The sequence below is a fragment of the Domibacillus mangrovi genome, from assembly GCF_001906925.1.
Lineage (GTDB): Bacteria > Bacillota > Bacilli > Bacillales > Domibacillaceae > Domibacillus > Domibacillus mangrovi.
Map to the genome: position 1 here is coordinate 314,164 of NZ_MRWQ01000006.1, position 23,274 is coordinate 337,437.

29 protein-coding genes and 1 pseudogene are annotated in these 23,274 nt (G+C 37.9%); 10 read left to right on the forward strand and 20 right to left on the reverse strand.

The genetic code is table 11. The features are described 5' to 3' along the window. Positions 1-58: 58 nt before the first annotated feature. From tkt to yneA, 4 genes are all read right to left on the reverse strand, one after another. Positions 59-2,062, reverse strand: coding sequence for a transketolase (gene tkt, locus BLL40_RS08800; protein WP_073711537.1), 2,004 nt, complete (start codon positions 2,060-2,062; stop codon positions 59-61). A gap of 129 nt (positions 2,063-2,191) precedes the next feature. Continuing rightward, the gene (locus BLL40_RS08805) at positions 2,192-2,425 is read right to left on the reverse strand and encodes a DUF896 domain-containing protein (RefSeq protein ID WP_073711538.1); all 234 of its coding nucleotides are present in this window, start codon (positions 2,423-2,425) and stop codon (positions 2,192-2,194) included. A 72-nt stretch (positions 2,426-2,497) separates the two neighbouring features. Continuing rightward, positions 2,498-3,151: a YneB family resolvase-like protein gene (locus tag BLL40_RS08810; RefSeq protein WP_073711539.1), complete on the reverse strand. Its 654-nt coding sequence runs from the start codon at positions 3,149-3,151 to the stop codon at positions 2,498-2,500. A 6-nt stretch (positions 3,152-3,157) separates the two neighbouring features. After that, complete coding sequence (gene yneA / locus BLL40_RS08815; RefSeq protein WP_073711540.1) at positions 3,158-3,469, reverse strand: cell division suppressor protein YneA; 312 nt, start codon at positions 3,467-3,469, stop codon at positions 3,158-3,160. A 154-nt stretch (positions 3,470-3,623) separates the two neighbouring features. On the opposite strand from yneA, the gene lexA reads away from it, so the two are divergent. The 3 genes from lexA to BLL40_RS08825 all read left to right on the forward strand — a co-directional run bounded on the left by lexA (position 3,624) and on the right by BLL40_RS08825 (position 5,106). Further along, positions 3,624-4,241 carry a transcriptional repressor LexA gene (gene lexA, locus BLL40_RS08820; protein ID WP_073711541.1) on the forward strand — a complete coding sequence of 206 codons (618 nt, stop codon included), beginning with the start codon at positions 3,624-3,626 and terminating at the stop codon, positions 4,239-4,241. A gap of 288 nt (positions 4,242-4,529) precedes the next feature. Then, positions 4,530-4,706 carry a hypothetical protein gene (locus BLL40_RS17400; RefSeq protein ID WP_159434212.1) on the forward strand — a complete coding sequence of 59 codons (177 nt, stop codon included), beginning with the start codon at positions 4,530-4,532 and terminating at the stop codon, positions 4,704-4,706. 169 nt (positions 4,707-4,875) lie between these two features. Continuing rightward, positions 4,876-5,106 carry a hypothetical protein gene (locus BLL40_RS08825; RefSeq protein ID WP_073711542.1) on the forward strand — a complete coding sequence of 77 codons (231 nt, stop codon included), beginning with the start codon at positions 4,876-4,878 and terminating at the stop codon, positions 5,104-5,106. Between the two features lie 81 nt (positions 5,107-5,187). Here BLL40_RS08825 and BLL40_RS08830 read toward each other — a convergent pair whose 3' ends face one another. From BLL40_RS08830 to sigH, 8 genes are all read right to left on the reverse strand, one after another. Further along, complete coding sequence (locus tag BLL40_RS08830) at positions 5,188-5,973, reverse strand: ABC transporter permease (RefSeq protein WP_073711543.1); 786 nt, start codon at positions 5,971-5,973, stop codon at positions 5,188-5,190. Positions 5,974-5,976: 3 nt separating this feature from the next. Beyond that, positions 5,977-6,768, reverse strand: a complete 792-nt coding sequence (locus tag BLL40_RS08835) for an ABC transporter permease (RefSeq protein WP_073711544.1) — start codon at positions 6,766-6,768, stop codon at positions 5,977-5,979. Then, positions 6,761-7,777 (reverse strand): ABC transporter ATP-binding protein, encoded by a 1,017-nt coding sequence (locus BLL40_RS08840; protein WP_073711545.1) that lies wholly within the window; start codon positions 7,775-7,777, stop codon positions 6,761-6,763. Before BLL40_RS08840 ends, BLL40_RS08835 begins: the two co-directional genes overlap by 8 nt. A 224-nt stretch (positions 7,778-8,001) precedes the next feature. Next, a complete protein-coding gene (locus BLL40_RS08845) occupies positions 8,002-9,978 on the reverse strand; it encodes a methyl-accepting chemotaxis protein (RefSeq protein ID WP_073711546.1) in 1,977 nt (658 codons plus the stop codon). Positions 9,979-10,185: 207 nt separating this feature from the next. Further along, a complete protein-coding gene (locus tag BLL40_RS08850) occupies positions 10,186-10,491 on the reverse strand; it encodes a hypothetical protein (RefSeq protein ID WP_073711547.1) in 306 nt (101 codons plus the stop codon). Positions 10,492-11,300: 809 nt separating this feature from the next. Next, positions 11,301-11,594: a Dabb family protein gene (locus BLL40_RS08855; protein ID WP_073711548.1), complete on the reverse strand. Its 294-nt coding sequence runs from the start codon at positions 11,592-11,594 to the stop codon at positions 11,301-11,303. An 84-nt stretch (positions 11,595-11,678) separates the two neighbouring features. After that, entirely contained in the window at positions 11,679-11,975 is a 297-nt protein-coding gene (locus BLL40_RS08860) for a hypothetical protein (RefSeq protein WP_073711549.1), read from the reverse strand. A 365-nt stretch (positions 11,976-12,340) separates the two neighbouring features. After that, positions 12,341-12,991, reverse strand: a complete 651-nt coding sequence (gene sigH, locus BLL40_RS08865; protein ID WP_073711550.1) for an RNA polymerase sporulation sigma factor SigH — start codon at positions 12,989-12,991, stop codon at positions 12,341-12,343. 342 nt (positions 12,992-13,333) lie between these two features. On the opposite strand from sigH, the gene BLL40_RS08870 reads away from it, so the two are divergent. Next, positions 13,334-13,438, forward strand: a complete 105-nt coding sequence (locus BLL40_RS08870; protein ID WP_073711551.1) for a YjcZ family sporulation protein — start codon at positions 13,334-13,336, stop codon at positions 13,436-13,438. Between the two features lie 106 nt (positions 13,439-13,544). Here the strand turns inward: BLL40_RS08870 and BLL40_RS08875 are convergent, their stop codons facing one another. Further along, complete coding sequence (locus BLL40_RS08875) at positions 13,545-14,483, reverse strand: DUF2971 domain-containing protein (protein ID WP_073711552.1); 939 nt, start codon at positions 14,481-14,483, stop codon at positions 13,545-13,547. A gap of 219 nt (positions 14,484-14,702) precedes the next feature. Between BLL40_RS08875 and BLL40_RS08880 the strand changes: the two genes are divergently transcribed. Both BLL40_RS08880 and BLL40_RS08885 read left to right on the forward strand, forming a co-directional pair. Then, positions 14,703-14,903 carry an alpha/beta-type small acid-soluble spore protein gene (locus BLL40_RS08880; protein WP_073711553.1) on the forward strand — a complete coding sequence of 67 codons (201 nt, stop codon included), beginning with the start codon at positions 14,703-14,705 and terminating at the stop codon, positions 14,901-14,903. Positions 14,904-15,075: 172 nt separating this feature from the next. Beyond that, on the forward strand, positions 15,076-15,339 hold the full coding sequence (locus BLL40_RS08885; RefSeq protein WP_159434213.1) for a hypothetical protein: 264 nt from the start codon (positions 15,076-15,078) through the stop codon (positions 15,337-15,339). Positions 15,340-15,430: 91 nt separating this feature from the next. On the opposite strand, the gene BLL40_RS08890 is transcribed toward BLL40_RS08885, so the two are convergent. Then, positions 15,431-15,727: an IDEAL domain-containing protein gene (locus tag BLL40_RS08890; RefSeq protein WP_073711555.1), complete on the reverse strand. Its 297-nt coding sequence runs from the start codon at positions 15,725-15,727 to the stop codon at positions 15,431-15,433. A 279-nt stretch (positions 15,728-16,006) separates the two neighbouring features. On the opposite strand from BLL40_RS08890, the gene BLL40_RS08895 reads away from it, so the two are divergent. Further along, a complete protein-coding gene (locus tag BLL40_RS08895; RefSeq protein ID WP_073711556.1) occupies positions 16,007-16,282 on the forward strand; it encodes a hypothetical protein in 276 nt (91 codons plus the stop codon). A gap of 186 nt (positions 16,283-16,468) precedes the next feature. Here BLL40_RS08895 and BLL40_RS08900 read toward each other — a convergent pair whose 3' ends face one another. Together BLL40_RS08900 and BLL40_RS08905 are read right to left on the reverse strand one after the other, a co-directional pair. Continuing rightward, a complete protein-coding gene (locus BLL40_RS08900) occupies positions 16,469-17,386 on the reverse strand; it encodes a DnaD domain-containing protein (RefSeq protein WP_073711557.1) in 918 nt (305 codons plus the stop codon). A gap of 404 nt (positions 17,387-17,790) precedes the next feature. After that, positions 17,791-17,997, reverse strand: a complete 207-nt coding sequence (locus BLL40_RS08905; RefSeq protein WP_073711558.1) for a hypothetical protein — start codon at positions 17,995-17,997, stop codon at positions 17,791-17,793. A gap of 658 nt (positions 17,998-18,655) precedes the next feature. Between BLL40_RS08905 and BLL40_RS08910 the strand changes: the two genes are divergently transcribed. Together BLL40_RS08910 and BLL40_RS17545 are read left to right on the forward strand one after the other, a co-directional pair. Next, entirely contained in the window at positions 18,656-18,955 is a 300-nt protein-coding gene (locus BLL40_RS08910) for a hypothetical protein (RefSeq protein ID WP_073711559.1), read from the forward strand. A 369-nt stretch (positions 18,956-19,324) separates the two neighbouring features. Next, a complete protein-coding gene (locus tag BLL40_RS17545) occupies positions 19,325-19,468 on the forward strand; it encodes a hypothetical protein (RefSeq protein ID WP_173799911.1) in 144 nt (47 codons plus the stop codon). A gap of 28 nt (positions 19,469-19,496) precedes the next feature. Here the strand turns inward: BLL40_RS17545 and BLL40_RS08915 are convergent, their stop codons facing one another. The 3 genes and pseudogenes from BLL40_RS08915 to BLL40_RS08925 all read right to left on the reverse strand — a co-directional run. After that, positions 19,497-19,889, reverse strand: a complete 393-nt coding sequence (locus tag BLL40_RS08915) for a hypothetical protein (RefSeq protein WP_073711560.1) — start codon at positions 19,887-19,889, stop codon at positions 19,497-19,499. A 335-nt stretch (positions 19,890-20,224) separates the two neighbouring features. Further along, positions 20,225-21,211 (reverse strand): diaminopimelate dehydrogenase, encoded by a 987-nt coding sequence (locus tag BLL40_RS08920; protein ID WP_073711561.1) that lies wholly within the window; start codon positions 21,209-21,211, stop codon positions 20,225-20,227. A 251-nt stretch (positions 21,212-21,462) separates the two neighbouring features. Beyond that, positions 21,463-21,699, reverse strand: a pseudogene (locus BLL40_RS08925) (helix-turn-helix domain-containing protein); the annotation flags it as partial. 82 nt (positions 21,700-21,781) lie between these two features. Here BLL40_RS08925 and BLL40_RS17550 point away from each other — a divergent pair. Next, positions 21,782-21,922 carry a hypothetical protein gene (locus BLL40_RS17550; protein ID WP_173799912.1) on the forward strand — a complete coding sequence of 47 codons (141 nt, stop codon included), beginning with the start codon at positions 21,782-21,784 and terminating at the stop codon, positions 21,920-21,922. Positions 21,923-22,235: 313 nt separating this feature from the next. Here the strand turns inward: BLL40_RS17550 and BLL40_RS08930 are convergent, their stop codons facing one another. Next, complete coding sequence (locus BLL40_RS08930) at positions 22,236-22,829, reverse strand: YiiX/YebB-like N1pC/P60 family cysteine hydrolase (protein ID WP_073711562.1); 594 nt, start codon at positions 22,827-22,829, stop codon at positions 22,236-22,238. Between the last annotated feature and the right edge of the window lie 445 nt (positions 22,830-23,274).

Here is a 23,274-nt window from a genome sequence, read left to right on the forward strand (position 1 = left end):
ATTTTTGTTGATTCATGACAAAAAAAGTCCGGAACAAAGGTCCCAGACTTTTCAATTCTTATTTTTCTAGAAGAGCTTTCACTCGTGCCACAATATTTTCAGCTGTAAAGCCATATTCTTTCATTACGGTTTCACCTGGAGCAGAAGCACCAAATTGATCAATCGCCAGTACGTCGCCTTCTTCTCCTGTGTATCGGTGCCATCCATATGAAGAACCCATCTCAATACCAAGGCGTTTCTTCACTGACTTTGGAATAACAGACTCTTTGTAGGCTGCATCCTGTTGTTCAAAACGGTCAAATGATGGCATGCTAACCACATTTGCATGAATCCCCTCGCTAAGAAGTGCTTCTTGCGCTTCAACGGCGATGCCAACTTCAGAACCGCTCGCAAGAAGAAGAACATCTGGTGTTTTTTCTGCTTTCACAACTGTGTAAGCACCTTTTTCAACCCCTGTATGCGACTGCTGCTCTGACGATGGCAGAACCGGCAAGTCTTGACGTGTCAAGATGAGCGCGGTCGGCGTTGATTTACTTGTCAGCGCTTGTTTCCATGCAGCTGCTGTTTCGTTTCCATCAGCTGGACGAATCACAGACAGGTTCGGCATTGCACGTAATGAAGACAACTGTTCAATCGGCTCATGTGTCGGGCCATCTTCCCCAACCGCAATGCTGTCATGTGTGAATACATATGTGACAGGAAGACCCATTAATGCTGCTAATCGAATGGCTGGACGAAGATAGTCAGAGAACACAAAGAATGTCCCGCCAAATACTTGTAAGCCACCATGTAAGGCCATCCCATTCATCGCCGCACCCATTGCGAATTCACGTACACCAAACCAGATGTTGCGTCCTTCATACTGTCCTGGCATGAAATCGCCAACGTTTTTAATTGTCGTTTTGTTTGAACCGGCTAGGTCAGCTGAACCGCCGATGAATGTCGGTACGTTTTTCGCGATTGCATTTAATGCATCGCCTGACGTTGCACGCGTTGCAGAAGCTGTTCCTTCTTTATAAACAGGCAGATCAGCATCCCATCCGTTAGGAAGTTCTCCGCTAATCGCTTTTTCAAGCTGTGCTGCTAATTCAGGATAGCTTTCTTTATATAATGCAAATGATTTTTCCCATTCAGCTTGCGCCTCTGCACCTCGGCTAACAGCTGCTTCTTCGAAACGGTTGTATACTTCGTCTGGCACGTGGAAATCTTCATCAAATGTCCACTTGTAATATTCTTTTGTTAACTTCATTTCAGCTTCGCCAAGTGGAGCACCATGTGAATCAGATTTGCCTGATTTGTTTGGAGAACCGTATCCAATCACTGTTTTTACTTCAATGATTGTTGGACGATCATTTTCTTTTTTCGCAGATTCAAGCGCGTTTGTCACAGCTTCAAGATCGTTTCCATCTTCTACACGGATATAGTTCCAGCCGTATGCTTCAAAACGTCCTTCTACACTTTCAGAGAATGATTTATCTAAATCACCATCAAGTGAAATGTCATTTGAATCATAAAGAAGAACGAGACGATTTAATTTCAAATGCGCCGCAAGTGACGCTGCTTCTGATGCAACACCTTCCATTAAATCACCATCACCACAAAGTGCGTATGTATGGTGGCCGATGACTTCGTGGCCATCTTTGTTATAAACAGATGCTAGATGGCGTTCCGCCATTGCCATACCGACAGCCATTGCAATCCCTTGTCCAAGTGGACCTGTTGTTGCTTCAACGCCGTCTGTATGTTTATATTCCGGATGACCCGGTGTTTTACTTCCCCACTGCCGGAAATTTTTAAGCTCGTCAAGCGGCAAATTATAGCCAGCAAGGTGAAGCAAGCTATATAAAAGCATGGAACCGTGACCTGCAGACAATACGAACCGATCCCGGTTAAACCATTGTGGATTTTTCGGATTGTGGTTCATCACTTTCGTCCAGAGTGCATACGCCATCGGAGCAGCACCCATCGGCAAACCCGGATGGCCGGAATTCGCTTTTTCAATTGCATCAATAGATAGTGTACGGATTGTTGTGACCGCTAGTTGGTCTGTTTTATCAAACATGAGATCCATCCTTTCAAAAGGTCATTTATTTCTCTATATTAAATGTCTTTTGAAGATTACACAACAATAAAGCAGAATAATGTGAAAAAAAAGAGAAAATCATCGGATTTTCTCTTTTTTTCACATTCCTTAATTTAATTCTTTTCTTTTTTGAATGTCCCGCACTTTTTTTGGCGTCACTTCTTCGCCGGTCGGATCAAAAATGCGGACAGATTCGACTGTCTGACGCATTGATGAGCGGAATGTTGTTAAATATTCTTTACGTAGCGCGGATTGCTCTTTTAATTCGGCATCCGTCAAAGACGTTTCTTTCGCTTTTTTCGCTAGTTCATTTATGCGTGCAATCTTTTCAGATGATAACAATGGGATCATGCTCCTTTCTATTTATCCCGTTATCGTACACAACGGAACGAAACATGACAAGAAAAAAGCTTCCTAGTTGATGGATTCACTTTCTTTATATTCTATGTAACGCCGGTGAACCGTCGCGCGCGAAATATTGTACCCGAATCCGCGCAATGTTGCGGCGATTTCCTCGTAAGTTAAGCCATTTTCACGAAGTCTAACAATCTCTTTCACCGGGATTTCTTTCCGACTGCGCCCTTGATCATTGCCACGATTTTTTAAATTCTTTTCAGGTCGATATCCTTTAGCTACTGCCCGCTTCATCCCCCGTTTAATCTTCAAATTATGAATTTTTCGTTGGTATTCTTCTACCATACTAACAATCTGTAAAATCATTGAATCTGAATCAGACATGTGCAGTTCACCGTCATCTGCAATGCTGTAAACAACTGCACCTTCTTTAAATAAACAATGGATCAGCGCAATTTTAGCATTGCCGCGTCCAATTCTCGTTTCATCTTGAATTAACACAGCTTTAATATCAGCACTTTTTACTAAATCGAGCAGTTCAAGCATGCCTGGCCGGTCAAGGTCATATCCACTCGCCTGGTCTTTAATAACAGCTGCCGTTTGAAATCCTTTTGCTTTTGCTAGTGCTTTTAGTTCTTCCTCCTGTCTCTCAAGCGATGTTACCTGCTCTTCCTTTTCTGTACTCACTCGGCAATATATAACCGCTTTTTTCATCTATTATCAGTCTCCATCCGCCAGTTGCAGCCCACCGTCATTTTTTACAGATAGTACCGGAATGACAAGCTGTTCACCTGGCAATATTTTCGTTGTGATCAAACCATTTTCATCCTGTACCCACTTAATGAATTCTATCTCATCCATGTCATGAAATGTTTTGTACTCTTCTGCCAAACTCCAGAGCGAATCTCCTTTTTCCACTTTTATTTCTGAATAAGACGGGGCCTCTACTCCATTAAAAGTAAAATAAATGGCTGCTAATATAATCATCACGGCTAATGTTAACATAAATGCATAATTTTTGGCTTTTTCCATTAAGAACACCCTTTCTTCGAATACTCGTTCGTTATATATTTTCATAATAAAACGAACGCTCGTTTCAGTCAAGAGGAATTCCGAACTTACGTTTGTTATTTTTCAGAACACATGTTATACTGTAGGCAAACACATAATAAGAGAGGTGTAAGAAATGACAAAACTATCAAAACGTCAGCAAGACATCCTTGATTTCATTAAGGATGAAGTACGAAGAAAAGGGTATCCACCTTCCGTTCGTGAAATTGGTGAAGCAGTTGGACTCGCTTCAAGCTCAACTGTTCATGGACATCTAGCAAGACTTGAAAGTAAAAACTATATTCGCCGTGATCCAACAAAACCGCGTGCAATTGAAATTTTAGACACAGATAGTTCTGTACCAAAACAACACCCCGTCAACGTACCAGTTATTGGAAAAGTGACGGCCGGCATACCGATTACAGCTATTGAAAACATTGAAGAGTATTTTCCGCTTCCTGAACGACTCGCTCCACCAGATGAGAACGTATTTATGCTTGAGATCGTCGGTGAAAGCATGAAAGAAGCTGGCATTTTAAATGGTGACTACGTTGTTGTTAAACAGCAGCAAACAGCGAAAAACGGTGATATTGTTGTTGCTATGACAGAGGAGGATGAAGCAACGGTTAAACGTTTCTTTAAAGAAGCGGATCACATCCGTCTTCAGCCTGAAAACGCATCGATGGAGCCCATTTTGCTTCCAACAGTCACTATTTTAGGAATCGTCACCGGCGTGTATCGAGAAGTTATTTAAAATGACTGCCTGTCCGTATACTCCACGTTATGATGGATTAGCCAGGCATATGACAACACAAAAAATCCCCTCGGTCCCAAGGGGATTTTTCAATCAAATAAAAAACACCCTGTCAGAAGACAGAGTGTTTTCTCGAAATTTGCGGCGTCCAGACCATGCTCCACAACATGCTCCTAAAAGGAATGTCTGTCCGTCTTACGCAAATGAGCTCATCGCATACATAAATATATAAAATTTTTTACTCATTGTCAACATAATTCGTCATAGTATGAAAGGAACGATTTATTAATGAAGACACCCATCCCAAAAATGAGCATTGTTTATTTTATACTGGCCGCTGTCTGGCTGCTTGCAGCTGTAAGCGTTTATGGACAAACACTGTTTATTTTATTTATTGTTGTTGCACTGGCCAATGTTTTCGCCGGATTACGGATGATTAAAAAACAACAATCGATCAAAAAATAACCTGGGTGCAGCCTTCCGGATCATTGTTCGGCAGGCTATTCCTTTTATCAATATCCAACATTACTATAATACACCTCTTCAGATTTACTCATTCTGTTGGCTTTATTTATTTCTAAAATTACTATATACTTTTTTATAATCAGAATATTTCAAAAAAGAGGTGAGACGCATGACAGGTTTAGTCGCAGTCATTATGGTTTTTACGATACCTATTGTAGCAATAGTCACAGATCATTTCCAAAAACAATCGAAAATCCAACGCGATATTGTCAAAGATCAATTGGAACTGGAAAAACTAAAACACGAAAACTATGTAATTGAAACAGAAAGATTAAAACTCGAATTGAAACAAATTGAAATACACGATGTAAAAGATGAATCTAATTTGTTCATAAAGTAATAGCCAATTCCGTTTAATAGAATCGGCTATTACTTTGTACTCAATTAAGCATTGAAAAACAATTCGAATATTACGGTTCCATTAATTCCCTGCTCCTCTATACTTTGTTACACCGATGTTCCACATAATAACAGAAAGCATAAAGAAAGAGCTTCCGACTATAGGTGTCATAAAGGCGTACACATACCAATCTTCTCGCCCTAAAAAGTAGGCCGCTGGATAGACGCCGACAAATGCAAATGGCAAAATCCATGTAAGGACAAAACGGATCACATGATTATAAATATCAACCGGATAACGACCGTAGTTGCCGATATTGTATATCATCGGCATAATGCTTGTCGGGCTGTCGGACCAAAAACTAATGCTCGCAATGAGGACAAAAATCCCAGAATATACAAGCGTGCCGCCTAGTACCATCGCGACAAAGATAAACGGGTCATACCATGAAAAACTTAACCCTAACCTGCTTCCTGCATAGAACATGACACCTATGCCGGTGATCACACCAAAGAGTGATTCAAGTTCCATCCGCTCAAGTACAATTTGAAAAAGACTATGAATGGGCCGCGTTAAAATGCGATCCATCTCTCCTTTTACGATATACCGTTCATTGAAATCCCAAATGTTAAAAAATGCACCAAAGATTGCAAATGGCACGAGAAAAAAACCATAAATAAAAATAATTTCGTCCCGCGACCAGCCGCTAATAAAAGAGGTATGATTAAAAACGAGTAAAATAAAAATAAAATTAACCGTTTGAGATAACAAATCCGAGATAATTTCAATGACGGTATCAACGCGATATGTAAACCTCGTCTTCAAATACTGGGCGGCATATTGAAAAAAGATCGCTGTGTATTTCATCTCTTATCCCCCCTGAACGACTAATTGCTTTCTCGCAATAAGCCATAGTACTTGAATGGGCACAATCAAAACCAACACCCAGATAAATTGAAACAATAGTGCATTCATGACTGCTGATCCGGTCAAACTTTCCGTGAAAATCATGCTGGGAACATAGCTGATTCCTTGAAAAGGCAGAAAGCCCATTACCCGCTGCGCCCATTCGGGGAAAAAACTAATCGGCAGCAATAATCCTGAAAAGAGATCAATCATAACACGTTTTGCTCGAATCAAACCTGCATTATTAAAAAAGAAAAATGTCAAAATACCTGTTAACAAGTTAATTTGCATATTGATCAAAAAGCTGAACACGAGTGCAAGCGCAAATAAAAGCCACACAGTCAGATCAGCTGAAAATGTGATCGGAAATATAAGCGCAACAATGATCATTCCAGGAATCGAGAAAAACGATAATCGAAAAATACCTTCTCCAAACCCTTGCATTGTTTTCATAAGTAAATAATTGTAAGGACGAATCAATTCAACCGCCACTTTACCTTCTTTAATTTCTTGTGCGATTTCCCGGTCAATATTATTGAAATAAAAGGCTCGGGCCATCCATGCTATCGCAATATATGAGGTCATTTGAAGAACGGTCATTCCTTCAATCGCTCCTTTGTTTCCGTATATTGCTGTCCAAAGAAAGTAATAGGCTCCGATATTAATGCTGTAAATCAAGATGCCGCTGTAATAATTCGTTCGGTAGGCAAGCATCATAAGAAAACGGATCCGGATCATCTCAATATACTTACCCATTCGTGATGCCTTCTTCATAAATATTTCGAATAATATCCTCAATCGACATTTCATGTACTTTTAAATCTATTATTTTATACGCAGCGAGGACGCGGCCAATTACATTTGAAATGATCTGTTCATCATTTCTTACGTTGGCGACCCATACATTGTTCCGATCTCCTGGCGTCCATACAGCTTCAAACTCTGCCAATAGTGGCATCAATCGCTCTTTTGTCATAGTAAGATCCGCAAACTGAAATTCAATTTGCTTTCCTTCTCCCCAATTAGAACGCAGGTTGACAAGCTTCCCATCGTAAATGATTTTCCCTTTATCCAGCATGATAACCCGTTCGCAAAGCGCCTCAATATCGGTTAAATCATGTGTCGTCAGCAAAATGGTCGTATTGTATTTTTCGTTCATTTCTTTTAAAAACGCACGAATTTTCAATTTCACAAGCACATCCAGCCCGATTGTCGGTTCATCTAAAAATAACAGTGGCGGATTGTGAAGAAGTGCTGCCGCCAGCTCGCACCGCATCCGCTGACCGAGTGAAAGTTTTCGAACTGGTTTATCTAAAAGCGGTGCAATGTCTAATGATTCAATGACATGATTCATATGAACGTTGTACACATCATCCGGCACATTGTACACTTTCTTTAACAAACGGAACGATTCTTGAACAGCAATGTCCCACCATAACTGTGACCGCTGCCCAAATACAACTCCGATCGACCGAACAAATTGCTCCCGCTCTTTATGCGGATCCATCCCATTGACTTTCACCATGCCAGAAGTCGGTGTTAAAATCCCCGTCAGCATTTTAATACTCGTTGACTTGCCTGCTCCATTTTCGCCGATATAGCCGACCATCTCGCCGCTTTTCACAGTAAATGAAATATCATTCACCGCCGGGACAACCTTATAATTGCGCGTAAACAAATCGCGAAAAGCCCCTTTCAACCCAGAACGGCTCGAATGCGACTTAAATTCTTTACGTAACTCTTTTACTTCAATCATATTTTCCACCTTAAACGACTCCTCTTTCTTTGCATACCTTATCTAGTTTACCGAAGAGTTAAGAGAGTGACAACGCAATTTACTTTTCTCCTCATTTAGAAAAACTGACTAGGCTTTGAGCACCTAATCAGTTTTTGTCATTCAATCTATATTCATTTACCTTTACATTTTTTAAAAATAAATGTGATTTTTATATAAAAGCACTGGTCGGTCTGAGATCCGTGCTTTCTTCATTATATTTTAAACTTATTCACTTCAATAATAAGTTGTTCTGCTTGTTCCGTTAGTTCCTCTGTCAGTTCGGAAATTTTCAAGATAGATGTCGTCTGTTCTTCCGTAGATGAAGCGACTTCTTCAGTTGCTGCGGCGCTTTCTTCTGATACAGCAGCTATGTCTGAAATCGTTCTTGATACATCGCCTGCACTTATGCCAAGTTCCGAAGCAGCTGTTGAGACGGCATCCATTTTAATGATTATACTTTCGATTGACCGTTTAATTTCTTCAAAGGAGCGTTTTGTTTCAGTAACGGCTTCCTCCTGTTTATCGGCCGCTTCAATGGTCATGGCGACTTCTTGAACACTTTGTTTGCTTATTTCCTGTATCTCATTAAGTAATGTACCGATGCTTTGCGTTGATGCAGCTGACTGTTCAGCTAACTTTCGCACTTCCCCAGCGACAACAGCAAAACCTTTTCCGTGATCACCTGCACGCGCTGCCTCAATAGCAGCATTAAGTGCAAGTAAATTCGTCTGATCCGCAATACCATGAATGATGTTGACAATCTCACCGATTTGGACTGATTTATCCGCAAGAAGTTCAATTGTATTCCCTACGTTTGCGGTTTTCTGCTTGCTTTCACCGGCGAGTATAACTTGATTGGCGACCGTTGACATTCCACGCTGCATAGCATTGTTAGCCTCTTCAATTTGCAGGACCGTTTCTTCTACATTCCGGGAAATGTGAGTAGAGGACTGCATCATTCCCTCTGTCATTTCCGCACCAGAATAAATGGAGTCTGCTTGATCAGCTGCTCCTTTTGCCAGTTCTTCAATCCCTGCAGATATTTGTTCTGCAATGAAACCCGTATTATCCGCGTATTGTGAGACTTCTTTTGTCGTCGTATTGACCGTATCTGCAGCATTAGATACTTTTTGAATAAGATTCCGTAAGCTTCCCGCCATTATGTTAACAGAAGACCCTAATCGAGCAAGTTCATCTTTTCCTTTTACGTTGACGTGATCAGTTAAGTCACCATTTGACATTTTTTGAGATATGTGAATTAATTGTACCAACGGCTTCGTCATTTGCTTAGCGATAAAGTACGCCACAGCCACGATCGCCACCAATGTCAAAATAAAAATCAAGCCAAAACGATTACGAAGATCATAGAAATCAGCATATATTGCTTTTTCCGGTACGACTGTTCCAAGCACCCAGCCAGTAGACCGTATTTTTTTGTACGCAATGATGCTTTCTTCATTATTAATGGTAAAAGTGCTTTGACCTGTTCCGTCTGCCAGCATTTTTTTCGTTGCTTTCCCCCATTCCGCATTCGCGTTTAAATTTGTATTTAAAAGTTGTTCATCCGGATGTGCGACAGCCATTCCGTTACTATCAATGAGAAACGCATAACCAATGTCATCCATATTAATTGATTTGACCGTATCGGTAAGCGTCGCTAATAAAAGGTCTTCCGCAACGACTCCGATGAATTCACCTTTTTGATTTCGAAGTGGCATTCCGACTGATACCGCATATTCATTCGTAACAAGATTTAAATACGGGTCAGAAAAGTTTAATTCTCCCGATTCTTTTACATCTGTGTACCACGGTCTTTCACGCGCATCGAAGTCTGCTTCCGGCACCCAGCCAGCTCCATCTAGAAAGCGGCCGTCTTCAAAACCGGCATAAATATCGGAAATATTTTCTGCATTATGCTCTCTTTTTAAAGATAATAAATAATCAACATTCACATCTTTCTCTGCCACCGCATCTTCAATCACATAGCTGATGGTTTCCACAACTTTTGTGTTTTTTTCTAGCCAACCGTTTAACTCGTTCGCAACGCTGGTCACTGTTCCTGACATTTTACTTTCCACTGCCTGCTGCGCTTGTTTTTCAATACTGTGCAGACTAATGATCATAACCGGTGTTATCGATAAAACTGCAATCATAACTAACCAGCTAACAAGCTTTGTTTTTAAACTCATGCTCCCGTCCTCTTTCTCTCTTCTCTTGATGTAGTTTAGGCAAAAATACACCTAACGAACTAATTATACAGTTCCTTCGGCATATTTCGACTTTTTTTACAAAAAGTTCTCTTCTTTCATTACCTCACTTTATTTTTTTTCAATCAAAAAGACTTGCCCGAATGCTAATAAAGTAGCGGGCAAGTCCATGTTATTTATTATTGAAGGTCAAACGATGCTCTCTGTCACTTGCTTAACAGTAGCATATGTTTTAATCGTTGCAAAACCCATGATCAGATATTCTTCATAAATCTTTAGCACTACATTGTTTAAAAAATACTCTATCCTGTCAGAATCAATTGAACTAATCTGTGGAAGAACAGCCTTCCCATCCTGACTCGGTATAACAAGAGCTGATAATTCATTTATTTCTCGTGTCCGCTCTTTAATGATATTCGCTATAAAGCGTTCAAATACACGAACCGTCTTAGTAATACTAATATCGGACATATAATTCATACATCTATTGATCATAATCAGTTCTTCTGTAATAAGCCCATGTTCCATAGTGATCGAAGTGATACGTTTTATAAAAACCTATCGCGTATCAGGATAGCGCTCAATAACACTTGAAACTTTCCCCATCAGCGATGCTTCATGTTCTCTATTCTCTTTACTCCAATTGTCTCTCCTAAAAACCTATAAATTCAGTATACAAGAGGATTGCCTGCTCGATTTCCTCAACAAAAATGATCACATAGTTCTTTTAAAAACTAGTCCGGGCAGTCACCCAAATAAAAAACACCTGCAAGAGGTGTTTTTTGTCTGCTGCTTATTCAATTAAAAAACTCCTTCATCAAAAAATATAACTAGATACATACTTTAATTGTTCGCTAAGAATTCTATTTTCTTTCTAGGATTTTTCCGAATTTTAATGTAATAGTCCCCCGATATCGGGAATTTAAAAAGTTTAATTCCTATCAATTTTAATGGAGTCCAAACTTCTTTCATCTGATGTATCAGCATACAGATCTTCCTCTCTTTATAATTATGGATAGGTTCTCGTACTTCAATGACTAAATAATTATGATTCTTGAAACAAAGCTTATATAATTTTGTTTCCTCCTTATTTCAATGATGTTGCATTTCAAAATAATCTTATGTATATATTTCAATTATAAAACATATACATCATTTTCTTAACACTTTTTCATCGACAAAATCTTTATTAAATCACGTTAATTAAAGAGATAATTCGACAAAAATTTTTCCATTATAATTCATAGCAAAATCAATTCACAGAAAAAATCCCTTGGACCTTTAGCTCAAGGGATGCACTACTATTAAATTTCGATATCAACGACGATACTATCCACTCTGCCGACTTCGCGAATATAAGCAGCAACTGCCTGATGTTCCGGATGTGGCATATATGCTTCTAGAGCTGCTTGATTTTCGAATCGAGTTGTCAAGACCACTTGATAACCTTGATTTTTATCAGAAAAATTCAGGCCTGCTTGAATATCAATAAGTCCTTCAAGATGATTCCGTAAAGCTTTAAACCGAGTTACCACTTCTCTTAACTGTGCTTCTGTTGTCGTTTCTTCAAATTTAACGAGTACAATATGATCGATCATTTGACTTCCTCTTTTCTCTTTTTGATATACATAACTATACCATTTTTTACATGAGGTGAGAAAGATTATAGTCTTTTCCTTTGCTTATGGATTACCCGTCATCCTTCTTGATAATTCAAGGAACCATTTTTGATCATCTGTTGAAACGGCCATATCGATCATTGAATCCCAATCTTCTTTAGCTAATGTTAAACCAAGCGGCACGATGTATTGAACGTCTATTACGCTAAGAACGGGTTTCATTCGACTGATTCGTTTATTGAAATAGGTGGAGACTTGTATAATGTACACTTCATTACGCAACCGGGAAAAATCCCTTATATAGCCGATGATCCGCTCCGATCCGTGGGCGACAAGCACCCAATCCCCTATTTTTAGCATTGTATTTCCTCCTACACTTCAGATGGAACCTCCTCAACTGCCGTAATTTCACTTTTTTATCTTTGGCATTGGAACATTGCTATTAATAGTAGATGCTCGTAAGCGCTCTTGTGCCACTGGATCGTTAAACAATATAGGAAATGACAATATGATTTTCTCGATAACGATTTTATTTATTTTTGAATTTTGCACATTTTGATTTTTGTTTTATCATTCCGAATAATTTACGATTTTGCTACAAAAATGAAGTATTTTATTTTTTTGAAGCTTTTGTCCAATCATCAAATCAAATATTGTATACTTTATATTAAAATAAAACGCCTTGCCCATGTGAGCAAGACGTTTTATCATTTCTTTCTTATGCCTTACGAAGTGACTTCTCTCCTGCTTAAATATTGATCCAATTTTCTTTTTACCCGCTGAATGGCATTATCAATCGATTTTACATGTGCGTCCAGTTCAACGGATATTTCTCGATAGGATTGACCTTCCACGTATAAATCCCATACTTTCCTTTCAAATTCACTAAGTAATTCTGCTATTTTCATTTCAATATCTTTTGCTTCTTCTCTATGAACAATGACGATTGCCGGATCCATCGTTTTCGATCCAGCAATAACGTCCATCATCGTTTGGTCCGATCCTTCATCATAAATAGGCTTGTCCAAAGAAATATATGAATTGAGCGGTCCATGTTTTTGGCGGGTAGCAGTTTTGATTGCCGTTATTATTTGTCTCGTAATACAAAGTTCAGCAAAAGCGACAAATGAAATCAGTTTATCTTCTTTGAAATCGCGTATCGCTTTATAAAGGCCTATCATTCCTTCTTGAACAATATCGTCTTTATCCCCTCCAATCAAAAAGTATCTGTTCGCTTTTGCTCGTACAAAGTTCCGGTACTTATTAATTAAAAAATCCGATGATTCGCTGTCTCCATTATGAACCCGTTCTATCAAATCTTCGTCTTTTAACATATCATACGGTTGAATCAGCTTTTCTTCGACGTTTACACTCACTCGTATACCTCCGTTGAGTTTTGCTGTTTTATAGCTAACTGGCTTTTCAGCTATGCACTTTAACGAAAGGGTTTCCATAATAATTACATAACCCACTCTCTTCTGATGATCATGTCTTTTATTTTAACTTATTTAAGCTATGAAAGATATTTCCAAATACCGACTAATCCCTACAACCTCCGTCATAAACAGTGAGTTATTATATGCAGATCTTTCTATCTATGCTGAATAACAGCCTTTTATGAAGAAATTTGTCGATAATCTTTATTTTTTTCCTCTATACCTTCGTCCATACGTTATGAAAGTTGGTTCATATCATGTATTAAAGGAGGTGAAAAACTTATGGGCAACTCATATAATGGCTCTGGTTTTGCGCTACTCGTTGTTTTGTTTATTCTTTTAATCATCATCGGTGCATCTTACGCTGGCGGGTACGGCGGTTATTAATCTACTGCTATGTTTAAGTTGGTATCGTGAATCTAAACGCTGTTGCCAATGCAATAGTATGAGAAAAGGACTTGCGGCCGCAAGTCCTTTTCTCTATTTTCTGTCGCTAATATCTATATGGTATTTTCGATTTACTTATGGAGACGTCCGATAGCCCATTAAGGTCTAAAAAGTGCTTTAATCCTTCTTCTGCAATGTCCAGACTATTTTTCGGACCAATCGTTATTCCTTTTATCGGTATATTATTTGAGTCATTTGATATTCGAATGCCCATATAAGGAATAAACACTCCATTGCTTAATCTGCAATGATAAACTGGTTTTTCGTTTTTTTTCGGATTGAAAACAGCGATTCTGAACTCTTCTTCTTGATGAAAACTACCGTCTTTGAAGAAAGTGGAATAGCACATAATATTCGCTAAAATTCTTTTCCCTTTTTGAAAATGAAATCGTTCTGCCCCACGATGATAATCGTAGAGAAACAGTTTATACAAATTAATGATTTCTCTTTTCAACAACTGTATTTGCTGTTCTTTATCATATACAACAAAATACGGATAAAAGGTAAATTTTCTAGTTGGATAGGTACTTTCTAAGTTTTTAATGAGTATTTTAGCTATTTCTGGATAACTAAACTCGATATTATATCCTTCATTATTTGAATAGTTGGACCAAAGAAGATTAGAGTCGCCGTGCTTGCTAAACGACAATGTAAAGATTTCAAAAGAAAACAAATTCTGTTCAATCATCTGTTTAAACCATTCATTAAATAAGATCTCTTCTTTAGACGGTTCATCAGCTAAAAACTCTTTAATAATGGATAACACCAATTCAAGTGTATATTTTATTTCTAACTTATCATTCAGAAACCCACTTTTAGACAACCATATTTCACCATTTTCAATAATACTTTTTAACCCTTGTCCATTGCTGTAGTGAAAAAGAGAAGTTGACCCTTCCAATAAAGGCATCTGGTCAGCTTCAAGCGCGTAAAGAAACTCTTTAAGGTCATTAATCTGCTGTATTTCAGAAAATTTCTTTTCCATTCTCTCCTCTCCTCCGAACTTTTCCCTATTATGTGCCAATAGGATTGTATTTATTGTTATTCATTTTTAAATATTCCTATATCTAGTGCTGAATAAAATGGACACGTTATCCGATAAACATCTTCTCACCAAAACCGCTAGAATTTACTATCGTTTTTTTTGAATGATTATATCTCCTACGACCCATATTAATTTCATACAAAAAAGGTGGTGAAAAAGATGCCCTCTAATAATCGTGGAAATCAAAATCAACTTTTAGTCCCTGGTGCAGAACGTGTTTTGGAGCAATTCAAATACGAAATCGCCAACGAATTCGGTGTCAGCCTAGGAGCTGATACATCTGCTCGCGCAAATGGTTCAACCGGTGGTGAAATCACAAAGCGTTTAATTCGTCTGGCTCAACAAGAACTTAATCGTTAATTTTCTTTTTAAAATCCATCCCTCCCACGGATGGATTTTATTTTTGCCCTGATACTTTTTAAGCCATCTTCTTTCTGACAAACGCTTAACAGCTTTCAACCCAATTTAATTTATTTTCCGTCCAATCACCTAGTAACAGTTTCCATATAATATGTAGCAAAGGGAGGTGGAAATGTTTATGGGTTATTCATTTGGAGGACCAGCCGGCAGCAAATACGGCTATGGCTCTAAAGTGCTAATTGTTTTATTTATCCTTCTCATCATTGGCGGAGCGTTTTACGCAGGACGCCGATCCGGCCATGGTGGAGGGTGTTGCGAAAGCGGTTATGATCACTTTGGCAGCTATGATTACAGTTCCTACGGCATCTATGGTGACGACAATCCATACGGGGCTTACGGTGGTTACAGCAGGGGACGTCGTGGATTAATAATTTAAACCCAATGCTTTTTTAGGGACGGGCTTAGGCACCTGTCCCCTTCTCTCATTTCTTCCTGTTTTTTAAACTATTTTGAAGCTAATTAGACACTCACTCTTCAGGCAAATCCCTCTTGGTAAGTTCCTCAAACCATTCCTTATCCTTCGTATCGAGCGACATATTGATTAACGCTGATTTATCCTGCAACTGATCCAATAACGTGCCGATCGGTTTGAGCAGGCCTGCATCGTATGATTTCTGTTTTGGCTTTGACCATTCAATAATGCCATCTCTAATCCTGGCCACTTTTATGATCTCAATTTGGCCGCTATAACATCCAATATTACTCACGTAACCAACATCTTTATAATCACCGCTTGCAACGTTTACCCACTCTCCTACATACAAGGCTTTCACCCCTTATTATTTTCTCTTCCAAATCCCATTATTAAATCCTATGTTAGTAACCCTTATTTTAATCGCCTTTTTTAGCAATTTTTGAGGAATTGAAAAGATCAATACATCCAGTCCACTTTTATCATGCTCTTTAATCAGCATTATCATTTCAAGCTAAGAATTGTTCAATCGCTCTAAATCGGTAAATCGTATTATTTTTGGGTATTTAATTCTCTTAATGAGGTACTCTAATGCTGTTCATCACTTAACTTTTTCAAGGAGGAAATATTTATGAGCGAACAGAGTGAAAAAGATATCATTGAAGATGCGAAAAAAGCATTTGAAACCGAATTCGCAGCAGATTTAGCGTTAATCAGTCAAAAACACTCTGCTCAAATTCAAGGGAGAAGGCAGAAACAGCAAATTCAAATGAATCAGCAAAGTTTTCGCGCTTCAAAAAGTATGTATAAGAAAAATAACGGCGGATGGGAAAAACCCCTCATTCTTGCATTATCTTTGATCTACATTGCTGTGAACTTAAAAAAGCAAAGTCCTAAAAACAATTAGGATTTTGTTTTGCCATTATATCCAGTTGAGACCATGCTCAAAAATCTCGTTTTTTTGTTTATCTTTTTATATTGGACATACTTTTGTGGTTCGATTATCCCCCATTTTTAACCGAGGTTTCCTCGGCTTTTTTTATTTTAAGAAGCATCAAAGCGCATTTTAGATTGTTTATGTCTCCACATCTCGTTAGCCATATTTGTTTATCTTCTGTTCTCTCTTCTTTAATAAAGCAAGCAGCTCCTGTTTTTCCCGTTCAAAATCTGCATCAATTTCATTTGACTGTTCAGCCGTTTCATGTTTCCCAAACCATGCAGGAGGATTTTCTATCCTAATCGATCGTCGGTGGCCACTGGATTGGCTGCGGCTGTTTTCGATTTCTATATCTAGTGCCTTTATGTCGTCCAATGTCTTCACTTTATGATCCCGCCATTTCTTTAAAATGCCATTTACGTAATTCCAATTACGTTTGTTGCCCGATAGCGTCTTTTTCATCGCTTCCATGACGATGATTTCACCAAATTCGTTTACAGCATGGGTCAACTTATCTGTTATGAAAGGTGACTCTACACCGAAATTATTTTGGTAAAAAGAAGAAACATTTTTATATTGAAAATATAAACGACTAGCACGATTTTGTTCTTGTCCTTGTCCTTGTCCTTGTACCATGGGCGCATCATATAACGAGTCATAGTACAAAGTGTACATTTTTTTTATTTCTGGCTTCTTAATTCTCTCTGCAACGAACTGAATAAGCGATAACTCTTTCACTAATTTCAACTCACTCTGTATACAATCCATTATCAGTTTTCCACCTTCGTTGAAGTGATATCGTCCCCAGTTCCGAATTGCCATTTCACATGTTTCTTCACTGTATTTGATCAATTTATAATGTTCCGTAAACCGCTGTAATAGTGAATGAATGCTTTCGATGGAATAGCCCGTCTCACAAGCCATTTGCTCTTTAGTGATCTGGTAAATACCAACCTCAGTTGTGTTCCCATTAGTTAAAAGATAAAGAAAAAAGTATCTGTCCTCCGGCGTCATTTTTTCATTCACCTTTGAATCATCCCAAAACGCTGTGTGAACCATTCTGAATTTCGCCATGATGTACAAACACACTCCTTATTTATTTCTTCTTTTTCGTCTATTTAGTCTGCTCAAGAGCCTTTTTTTCATCCTAACAAGGTACATCAATCATCTGAAACATCTGTATTGATATCCCTAATATAGAAATATTCATTCTCATATATTCCATTATGTTGTATTATACTGAAATCACCTATTCTGTTTTCTATTCTTGCGGATTACGCCCAAGAATGGATGGTCAGAAAGGATAATGGCTGTGGAATTAACGACCTAATTGACACTAGAAATAGCGCCTATAGTCGTACTTTTCACGGCGCCTTTCCTACGCTAGTAGGAGAGGTTTTTTATTGATCAAAAAAAAGCACCCTACAGGATGCTTTGAACAGTACTCCGAATGGTGGGTACTGTTCACTTTTTTATTATTATAGGATAAGTTCTACTGAATAAATATCAGATGATGTAAATGTCCGTTCTCCGGTCGTGTTTTCAAATGTAGTATCCTCTGATTTATTCTTAATCCCCTCTATTAGAACATCGATAAAGGGTCCTTCTGCTTCGCTCGGATCATAATTCTCAATAGAATTATACGCAAACATCTTACCATTCTTAAGCTTAACTATAGCTTTCAAAAATACCATCCCCTTCTTTAATATTTCAATACTTCGACAAAAGTAGACAATTTCCCTTTTTTATCGCTTTTTCTTTCATATAATAGTAAAAATAGACGTGAGTAAAGTTGATGCCTGGTCTTAGAGCTAGATCAATTCATTATTCAAGCACAATTGAAAGGCAGACATTACATTTTTTTATTAAAATGCTTTTATTTTTTTCATATAAAACCATTTTGTTTTTTTATCAATGATTGATCATAAACACTTTTTCTAACATTTTCTATCATTAATACAATTATTATCATTTTTTATTTATAATAGAAACAGATAAGGTGACAATCCTTACGAAAAAAAGGTTCATAGGGATCAACTTGTATTTTTGAAAGGAAAACGCCGTTAAAAAAGAAACCGTTCAATTAATCAGCTTTGCTAGACATGTAGATATTTTTCTTTGTAAGCGCTCTACTAGCTGAGGAACAAATAAAGTGAAACTTCATTCAGTGGGGGTTTTCTTCATCCCCCACTGAATGTTAGTTGAACCAATCGGGCTTTTACGGGCAGTTGATCCCCCGCTTCTCCTTCTTTTCGATGTCTTGAAGCGGGGGTCTTACTGCCCGTTAATGCGGGATAAAACAAATGGAAGATTCACTATTATTTGAAGAGGAGGAAAACTCTTATGAGTGAGCAACTGCTGCAACAAGTTTTATCTAAGTTAGACAGTATGGACTCTCATTTGAACCATTTAGAAACAAAAATGGACAAGATGCAATCTCAACTAAAGGAAAACATAGAATTAGTCAATGTCATTTGCGACCGCCTAGAAAAAAAAGACGCTAAACTGAAAAGTATAGCGATTAATCTTCACCACACACACAGTGAAATCGTCACAGTGAAGGAGGCGGTCGCAGTTATGAAAGTGAAGATGAATTCACTTTCTAAAAAACAGCCAAGCACGAACTGGACATATTCAAGCTAAGCATTGAGTGAACGAAACATTCAAATTAATCAGATACAAATGCATAACAAAGGTTAAATACCTTTCATTTAGGATAAATATGTATCCAACCGGGAATCGTCCCGATCTTTTGTATAAATTTATCTGAATTGGTTAAAATGTTATTGCGTGAGACTTTCCCGTCAGTACGCTCCTTCCACTCCTTGTAGCCGGGGGTTTTCCCTCGGCTTTTTTAATTTATCGTTTCGTCGAGGGGAAAAGGATTACATGTTATATTTTTGTCTTTTCATGTTATTTTCCCATTCTTTTAAAACATATTTTGTATAAAATTGTTCTAACACTTATCGTTATGTTAATGATGCATACATTACCTACAGAGGAGAGTCTACTTTGAATGATTTAATTATTTATCTTCTTAAAGAACTTGAACGCTTAATTGATGATTATTACAGATGCAAAGATTGGATTGTTAAAAAGCAAATTCAAAGTGATATCCAGCTTTTAAGTGAAGCTATGATGATTTGTTCAGCATAAAACATCCCACCAATCCATTCCTTATTTGTCACCGTTTTCTCTCCAATTCTTTTCCTGCCATTTTGTTCTCCTCCTTTCTTATAATTAACTTGCCTGAACAAGCATCGTTTGCGATGGCTTTAATTGCGTTCGCACAAAAATCCAACTCATCTTCATACCGCGCTATTTTCGACTGCATCTTCTGCAGTTCTTTTAACAACGAAAAGCTGTTTTCTATTGTCGCGCTATGACGCTGAACCATTTTCACTTTTTGCTTGTCCATTGCCTTAATGACCGCATCCATCCTCTTCAAATCTTGCTGCTGGCGTTCCATTATGAACAACATTTCAGCCACTGTTTGCTGGTCAAAGAACATTCCGTATTCATGAGCCTGGTCTAACTGACGAATCCACTCTTGCAATTGATCGTTTCTATCGTTCATTTAACCTGTGCCTCCATTATATACCTGCTTATGCTTATTAACACGCCGATCTATTTCTGACTGGCTAACAGCATTTTGGTCCCTATTATGCCCAGACTTCCATCCATTATTCATACCTTCATTAAGCTCATACGTTTGTAAAGCCTCTACATGTCGGAATTTTTTAAAAAAAGTCGCCTTCTCTCATTATTTTCCTGCAGTCAAAGGAAAAGATGTTTCAAAAGTCAATGAGAACTGATTAAGGACATCCTTATTTTTATTTCAAACTAGAAAAAGGCCTTACCAATTGCTTGGTAAGACCTATAACAAACTGTTATAACTATTTTGGGCAGATTCTATAATAAATCTCTTCTCAAATCTTCTGCAGACCTCGGTGACAAATAAACAGGCGCAATTTCAAAAACCGTTTTTGCACCAACTTGTCCCTCTTTATTTAATCGATAAGCAGCTCGCGCATAGGCTACGAGTACACTTGCTGTAAATTCCGGATTGCTTTCGAGATTGAGTGAGAATTCAATAATTTGTTTATGATTTTGTCCTGTTTGCCCGCCTCGAATGACAAATCCACCATGTGGCAATTTCGAGTGATTCTCTTTTAATTCTTCTTCTGAAATAAAGTTTACTTCTGTGTGATAGTCAGCAAAGTAGTTGGGCATTGTGACAATGTCCTGTTCAATTTTTGCTTTATCATATCCTTCTTCAGCAACTACATAACAAACACGACGATGTTTTTCTGCAGTTGTTAATTCTGGATTTGCTCCACCTTTTACCTTTTCTATCGCTTCAGCAATTGGTTCAGTGTATTGAACACCGCCTGCCACACCCTCGACCTTGCGAATTGCATCTGAGTGTCCCTGACTGAGTCCTTTCCCCCAAAAAGTGTAATTTTCACCATTCGGCAAAATAGCCTCTGCCATTAAACGATTAATAGAGAACAGACCTGGATCCCAGCCGACAGAAATAATGCTTGTCTTTCCGCTTTCCTTCGCTGCATTATCAACAATACTGAAATATTCAGGTATCTTAGCATGTGTATCATAGCTGTCAATCGTGTTAAACATCCTTGCAAAATAAGGAGCTTGATCAGGAAGATCCGTTGCTGAGCCACCACACAAAATCATCACGTCAATTTTGTCTTGATAATCCTCTGCTCTAGCAATATGTAAAACCTCTACATTTGGTTCATTAAGTACTAGATTTTCAGGAGCTCTTCTTGTAAAAATAGCGACAAGCTCCATATCCGGGCATTGTTTGATTGCTTCTACAGTTCCTCTACCAAGGTTTCCGTATCCTGCAATTCCTACTCTAATTTGATTACTCATCATTTTCTCCTCATCAGTTGTATTTTTTCACGCGTGGTATTTTTAAAATTCTTTCAATACCATTATAGTTTATAATAACTTTTTTTAGCAAAGTGTACAAATGCTAGTTTTAATATTGAACTACCGACCACTTAACACTCTTACAAACTGTTTGAAGTGGGGGATTCCTAAGATCACCAACGTACCCGTCAGTTATTTAGTAGGCTAGCCCCGCAGTCCCTGCGGTTAGAAGTCTGATCGCTTCATTTTTAAGATGACTGAATGGCAATACTGTCCACTTCTTTCAGCCACACGAGTTCTTTTTTAAGAGACGGAAGTTTTGCTGAACATGTCGCATAGGTCAGCCCCTTCCCTGTCTCTTTGTAGGCTTCATGCCATTTTTCAAGAAAATGGTTGAATACAAAACGGCTGCATCCAATGGTTTTAGCGATGAGAATTTCTTGTTCTTGATTTGGATAGATACGGAACTTATACGCTTTATGAACCATCATTGATTTCACCTTCTTTTATGTATATACTAATTATATGTCACAATATATATCAAGTATATACCAAAAGGGGCGTGATCATATGGAACGTATTTCAAAATTAATTAAATTCCCTGCTGATCTAGTAGCAGAAATTGAAAAGTATCAAAAAGAAAACTACCTCTCCAGTTTTTCTGGCGCTGTTTATGAGTTAATCCGCAAAGGTCTTCAAAAACAACTTTAGGCTAACGCCTACCGACATTCCTGTCCCTGTCTAATGTTTAGTAGATTTTGTCGATATGGCACTAGCGACGAAAAATTTCGTATGACAAAGAATAAAAGTACCGGAGCTAAATATCGATAACGTATTCACATTCTTTGCAACTTTATCATTCCTAAATAAAGAAAAATGCCACCCTTACCTAGGACGGCATTTGTTCATTATTGATTTACTTTTTTGAACATAACTAATTTATTATGTTCAAAACCTTTTACTGAATAATGCTGTTTCTTCATATTTACGATCGCCCTTCCTTAAAATGGACCCTGGTTCCCTGTCATGAAACAATTTCAAACATCGGATATACGTTGGAATCAGCCGCGATATGCTCCGGATAAATAAAGCCTTCCATCGTGCGTGGAAAACGGACGCCTATTTGCTGAAAACAATAGTCAACGAATTCAGAACAAATGTATTCGTAATTATCTTCTTTGTGTTTGCCAACCCCCAGCTTGATCCTCGTCAAAATCCGAATAATTTCCGTTTGATCATAGTTACGGTTGAGTGAATCGATCCCTGTTCTAATCATATTTTTCAGTAGTGTTTGGTCAAAATAAGAATCAATCAGTTTTTCATGACGTGCAATGAAAAGCCCGCCATTATACTTTTTTCCCGTATTTTTATAATTCGTCATGTAATGCAGAAGAGGAACAATACGGACGCCCATACTCTCTACGCTTTCAAAAACAAGTACCCGGTCGTACCATTCAAATAAAAAGGCCACATGGCTCATGAACGAGTTGGATGCTTTTTTAATGAGTTCACTAACTAGGTAGCTGCCACTGCAAAACAAAAGATCGCCTGTTTGAATTTTACCCATTGCTTCTTCATAATGAAGCTGATAGATCCCCTGAAATTTACGTGTTCCCATTTCCATTCACCCCTTCAACATGAATCCAAAGACTATTCACCTGTCGACCATATTAAATTATATGTCTAATTGACAAAGAAGTAAGTTAAATTATGCTTTTCATCCATTTTTCATACAATTATATGATTGTGCATTTTTTCACTTATAATAAAATCGTAAAGACAACATTAAAGGGAGAGTGCTATTGCGGAGTATGATGAACGCTTAAATTAAATCGTTCCACTTATCCTCGATACTATAGCTAATTACTATTCACAAATGAAACAAGTTTCTGCAAAAAAGCTTTTTCTACGTTTTTTTTATTTGTTGCATAACTGCAATGTTTCGTCATTGAATTGTTATCTTCCTAAAATATAATTGTGATGTTTACATGCTAAACTCATAAAGTGAAACTTCATTCAGTGGGGGTTTTCTTCATCCCCTACTGAATGTTAGTTGAACCAAT

Coding starts and splice junctions, on each gene's coding strand:
- BLL40_RS08875 (WP_073711552.1), bottom strand. CDS start 14,483: ATGGAAAAGAAATTTTCTGAAATACAGCAGATTAATGACCTTAAAGAG.
- BLL40_RS17400 (WP_159434212.1), top strand. CDS start 4,530: ATGAAGACACCCATCCCAAAAATGAGCATTGTTTATTTTATACTGGCC.
- BLL40_RS08830 (WP_073711543.1), bottom strand. CDS start 5,973: ATGAAATACACAGCGATCTTTTTTCAATATGCCGCCCAGTATTTGAAG.
- lexA (WP_073711541.1), top strand. CDS start 3,624: ATGACAAAACTATCAAAACGTCAGCAAGACATCCTTGATTTCATTAAG.
- BLL40_RS08885 (WP_159434213.1), top strand. CDS start 15,076: ATGTTTATGGGTTATTCATTTGGAGGACCAGCCGGCAGCAAATACGGC.
- BLL40_RS08860 (WP_073711549.1), bottom strand. CDS start 11,975: ATGCTAAAAATAGGGGATTGGGTGCTTGTCGCCCACGGATCGGAGCGG.
- BLL40_RS08900 (WP_073711557.1), bottom strand. CDS start 17,386: ATGGCGAAATTCAGAATGGTTCACACAGCGTTTTGGGATGATTCAAAG.
- BLL40_RS17550 (WP_173799912.1), top strand. CDS start 21,782: ATGGAACGTATTTCAAAATTAATTAAATTCCCTGCTGATCTAGTAGCA.
- yneA (WP_073711540.1), bottom strand. CDS start 3,469: ATGGAAAAAGCCAAAAATTATGCATTTATGTTAACATTAGCCGTGATG.
- BLL40_RS08835 (WP_073711544.1), bottom strand. CDS start 6,768: ATGGGTAAGTATATTGAGATGATCCGGATCCGTTTTCTTATGATGCTT.
- BLL40_RS08845 (WP_073711546.1), bottom strand. CDS start 9,978: ATGAGTTTAAAAACAAAGCTTGTTAGCTGGTTAGTTATGATTGCAGTT.
- BLL40_RS08930 (WP_073711562.1), bottom strand. CDS start 22,829: ATGGGAACACGTAAATTTCAGGGGATCTATCAGCTTCATTATGAAGAA.
- BLL40_RS08910 (WP_073711559.1), top strand. CDS start 18,656: ATGAGTGAGCAACTGCTGCAACAAGTTTTATCTAAGTTAGACAGTATG.
- BLL40_RS08915 (WP_073711560.1), bottom strand. CDS start 19,889: ATGAACGATAGAAACGATCAATTGCAAGAGTGGATTCGTCAGTTAGAC.
- BLL40_RS08810 (WP_073711539.1), bottom strand. CDS start 3,151: ATGAAAAAAGCGGTTATATATTGCCGAGTGAGTACAGAAAAGGAAGAG.
- BLL40_RS08855 (WP_073711548.1), bottom strand. CDS start 11,594: ATGATCGATCATATTGTACTCGTTAAATTTGAAGAAACGACAACAGAA.
- BLL40_RS08870 (WP_073711551.1), top strand. CDS start 13,334: ATGGGCAACTCATATAATGGCTCTGGTTTTGCGCTACTCGTTGTTTTG.
- BLL40_RS08895 (WP_073711556.1), top strand. CDS start 16,007: ATGAGCGAACAGAGTGAAAAAGATATCATTGAAGATGCGAAAAAAGCA.
- tkt (WP_073711537.1), bottom strand. CDS start 2,062: ATGTTTGATAAAACAGACCAACTAGCGGTCACAACAATCCGTACACTA.
- BLL40_RS08920 (WP_073711561.1), bottom strand. CDS start 21,211: ATGAGTAATCAAATTAGAGTAGGAATTGCAGGATACGGAAACCTTGGT.
- BLL40_RS08850 (WP_073711547.1), bottom strand. CDS start 10,491: ATGATCAATAGATGTATGAATTATATGTCCGATATTAGTATTACTAAG.
- BLL40_RS08880 (WP_073711553.1), top strand. CDS start 14,703: ATGCCCTCTAATAATCGTGGAAATCAAAATCAACTTTTAGTCCCTGGT.
- BLL40_RS08825 (WP_073711542.1), top strand. CDS start 4,876: ATGACAGGTTTAGTCGCAGTCATTATGGTTTTTACGATACCTATTGTA.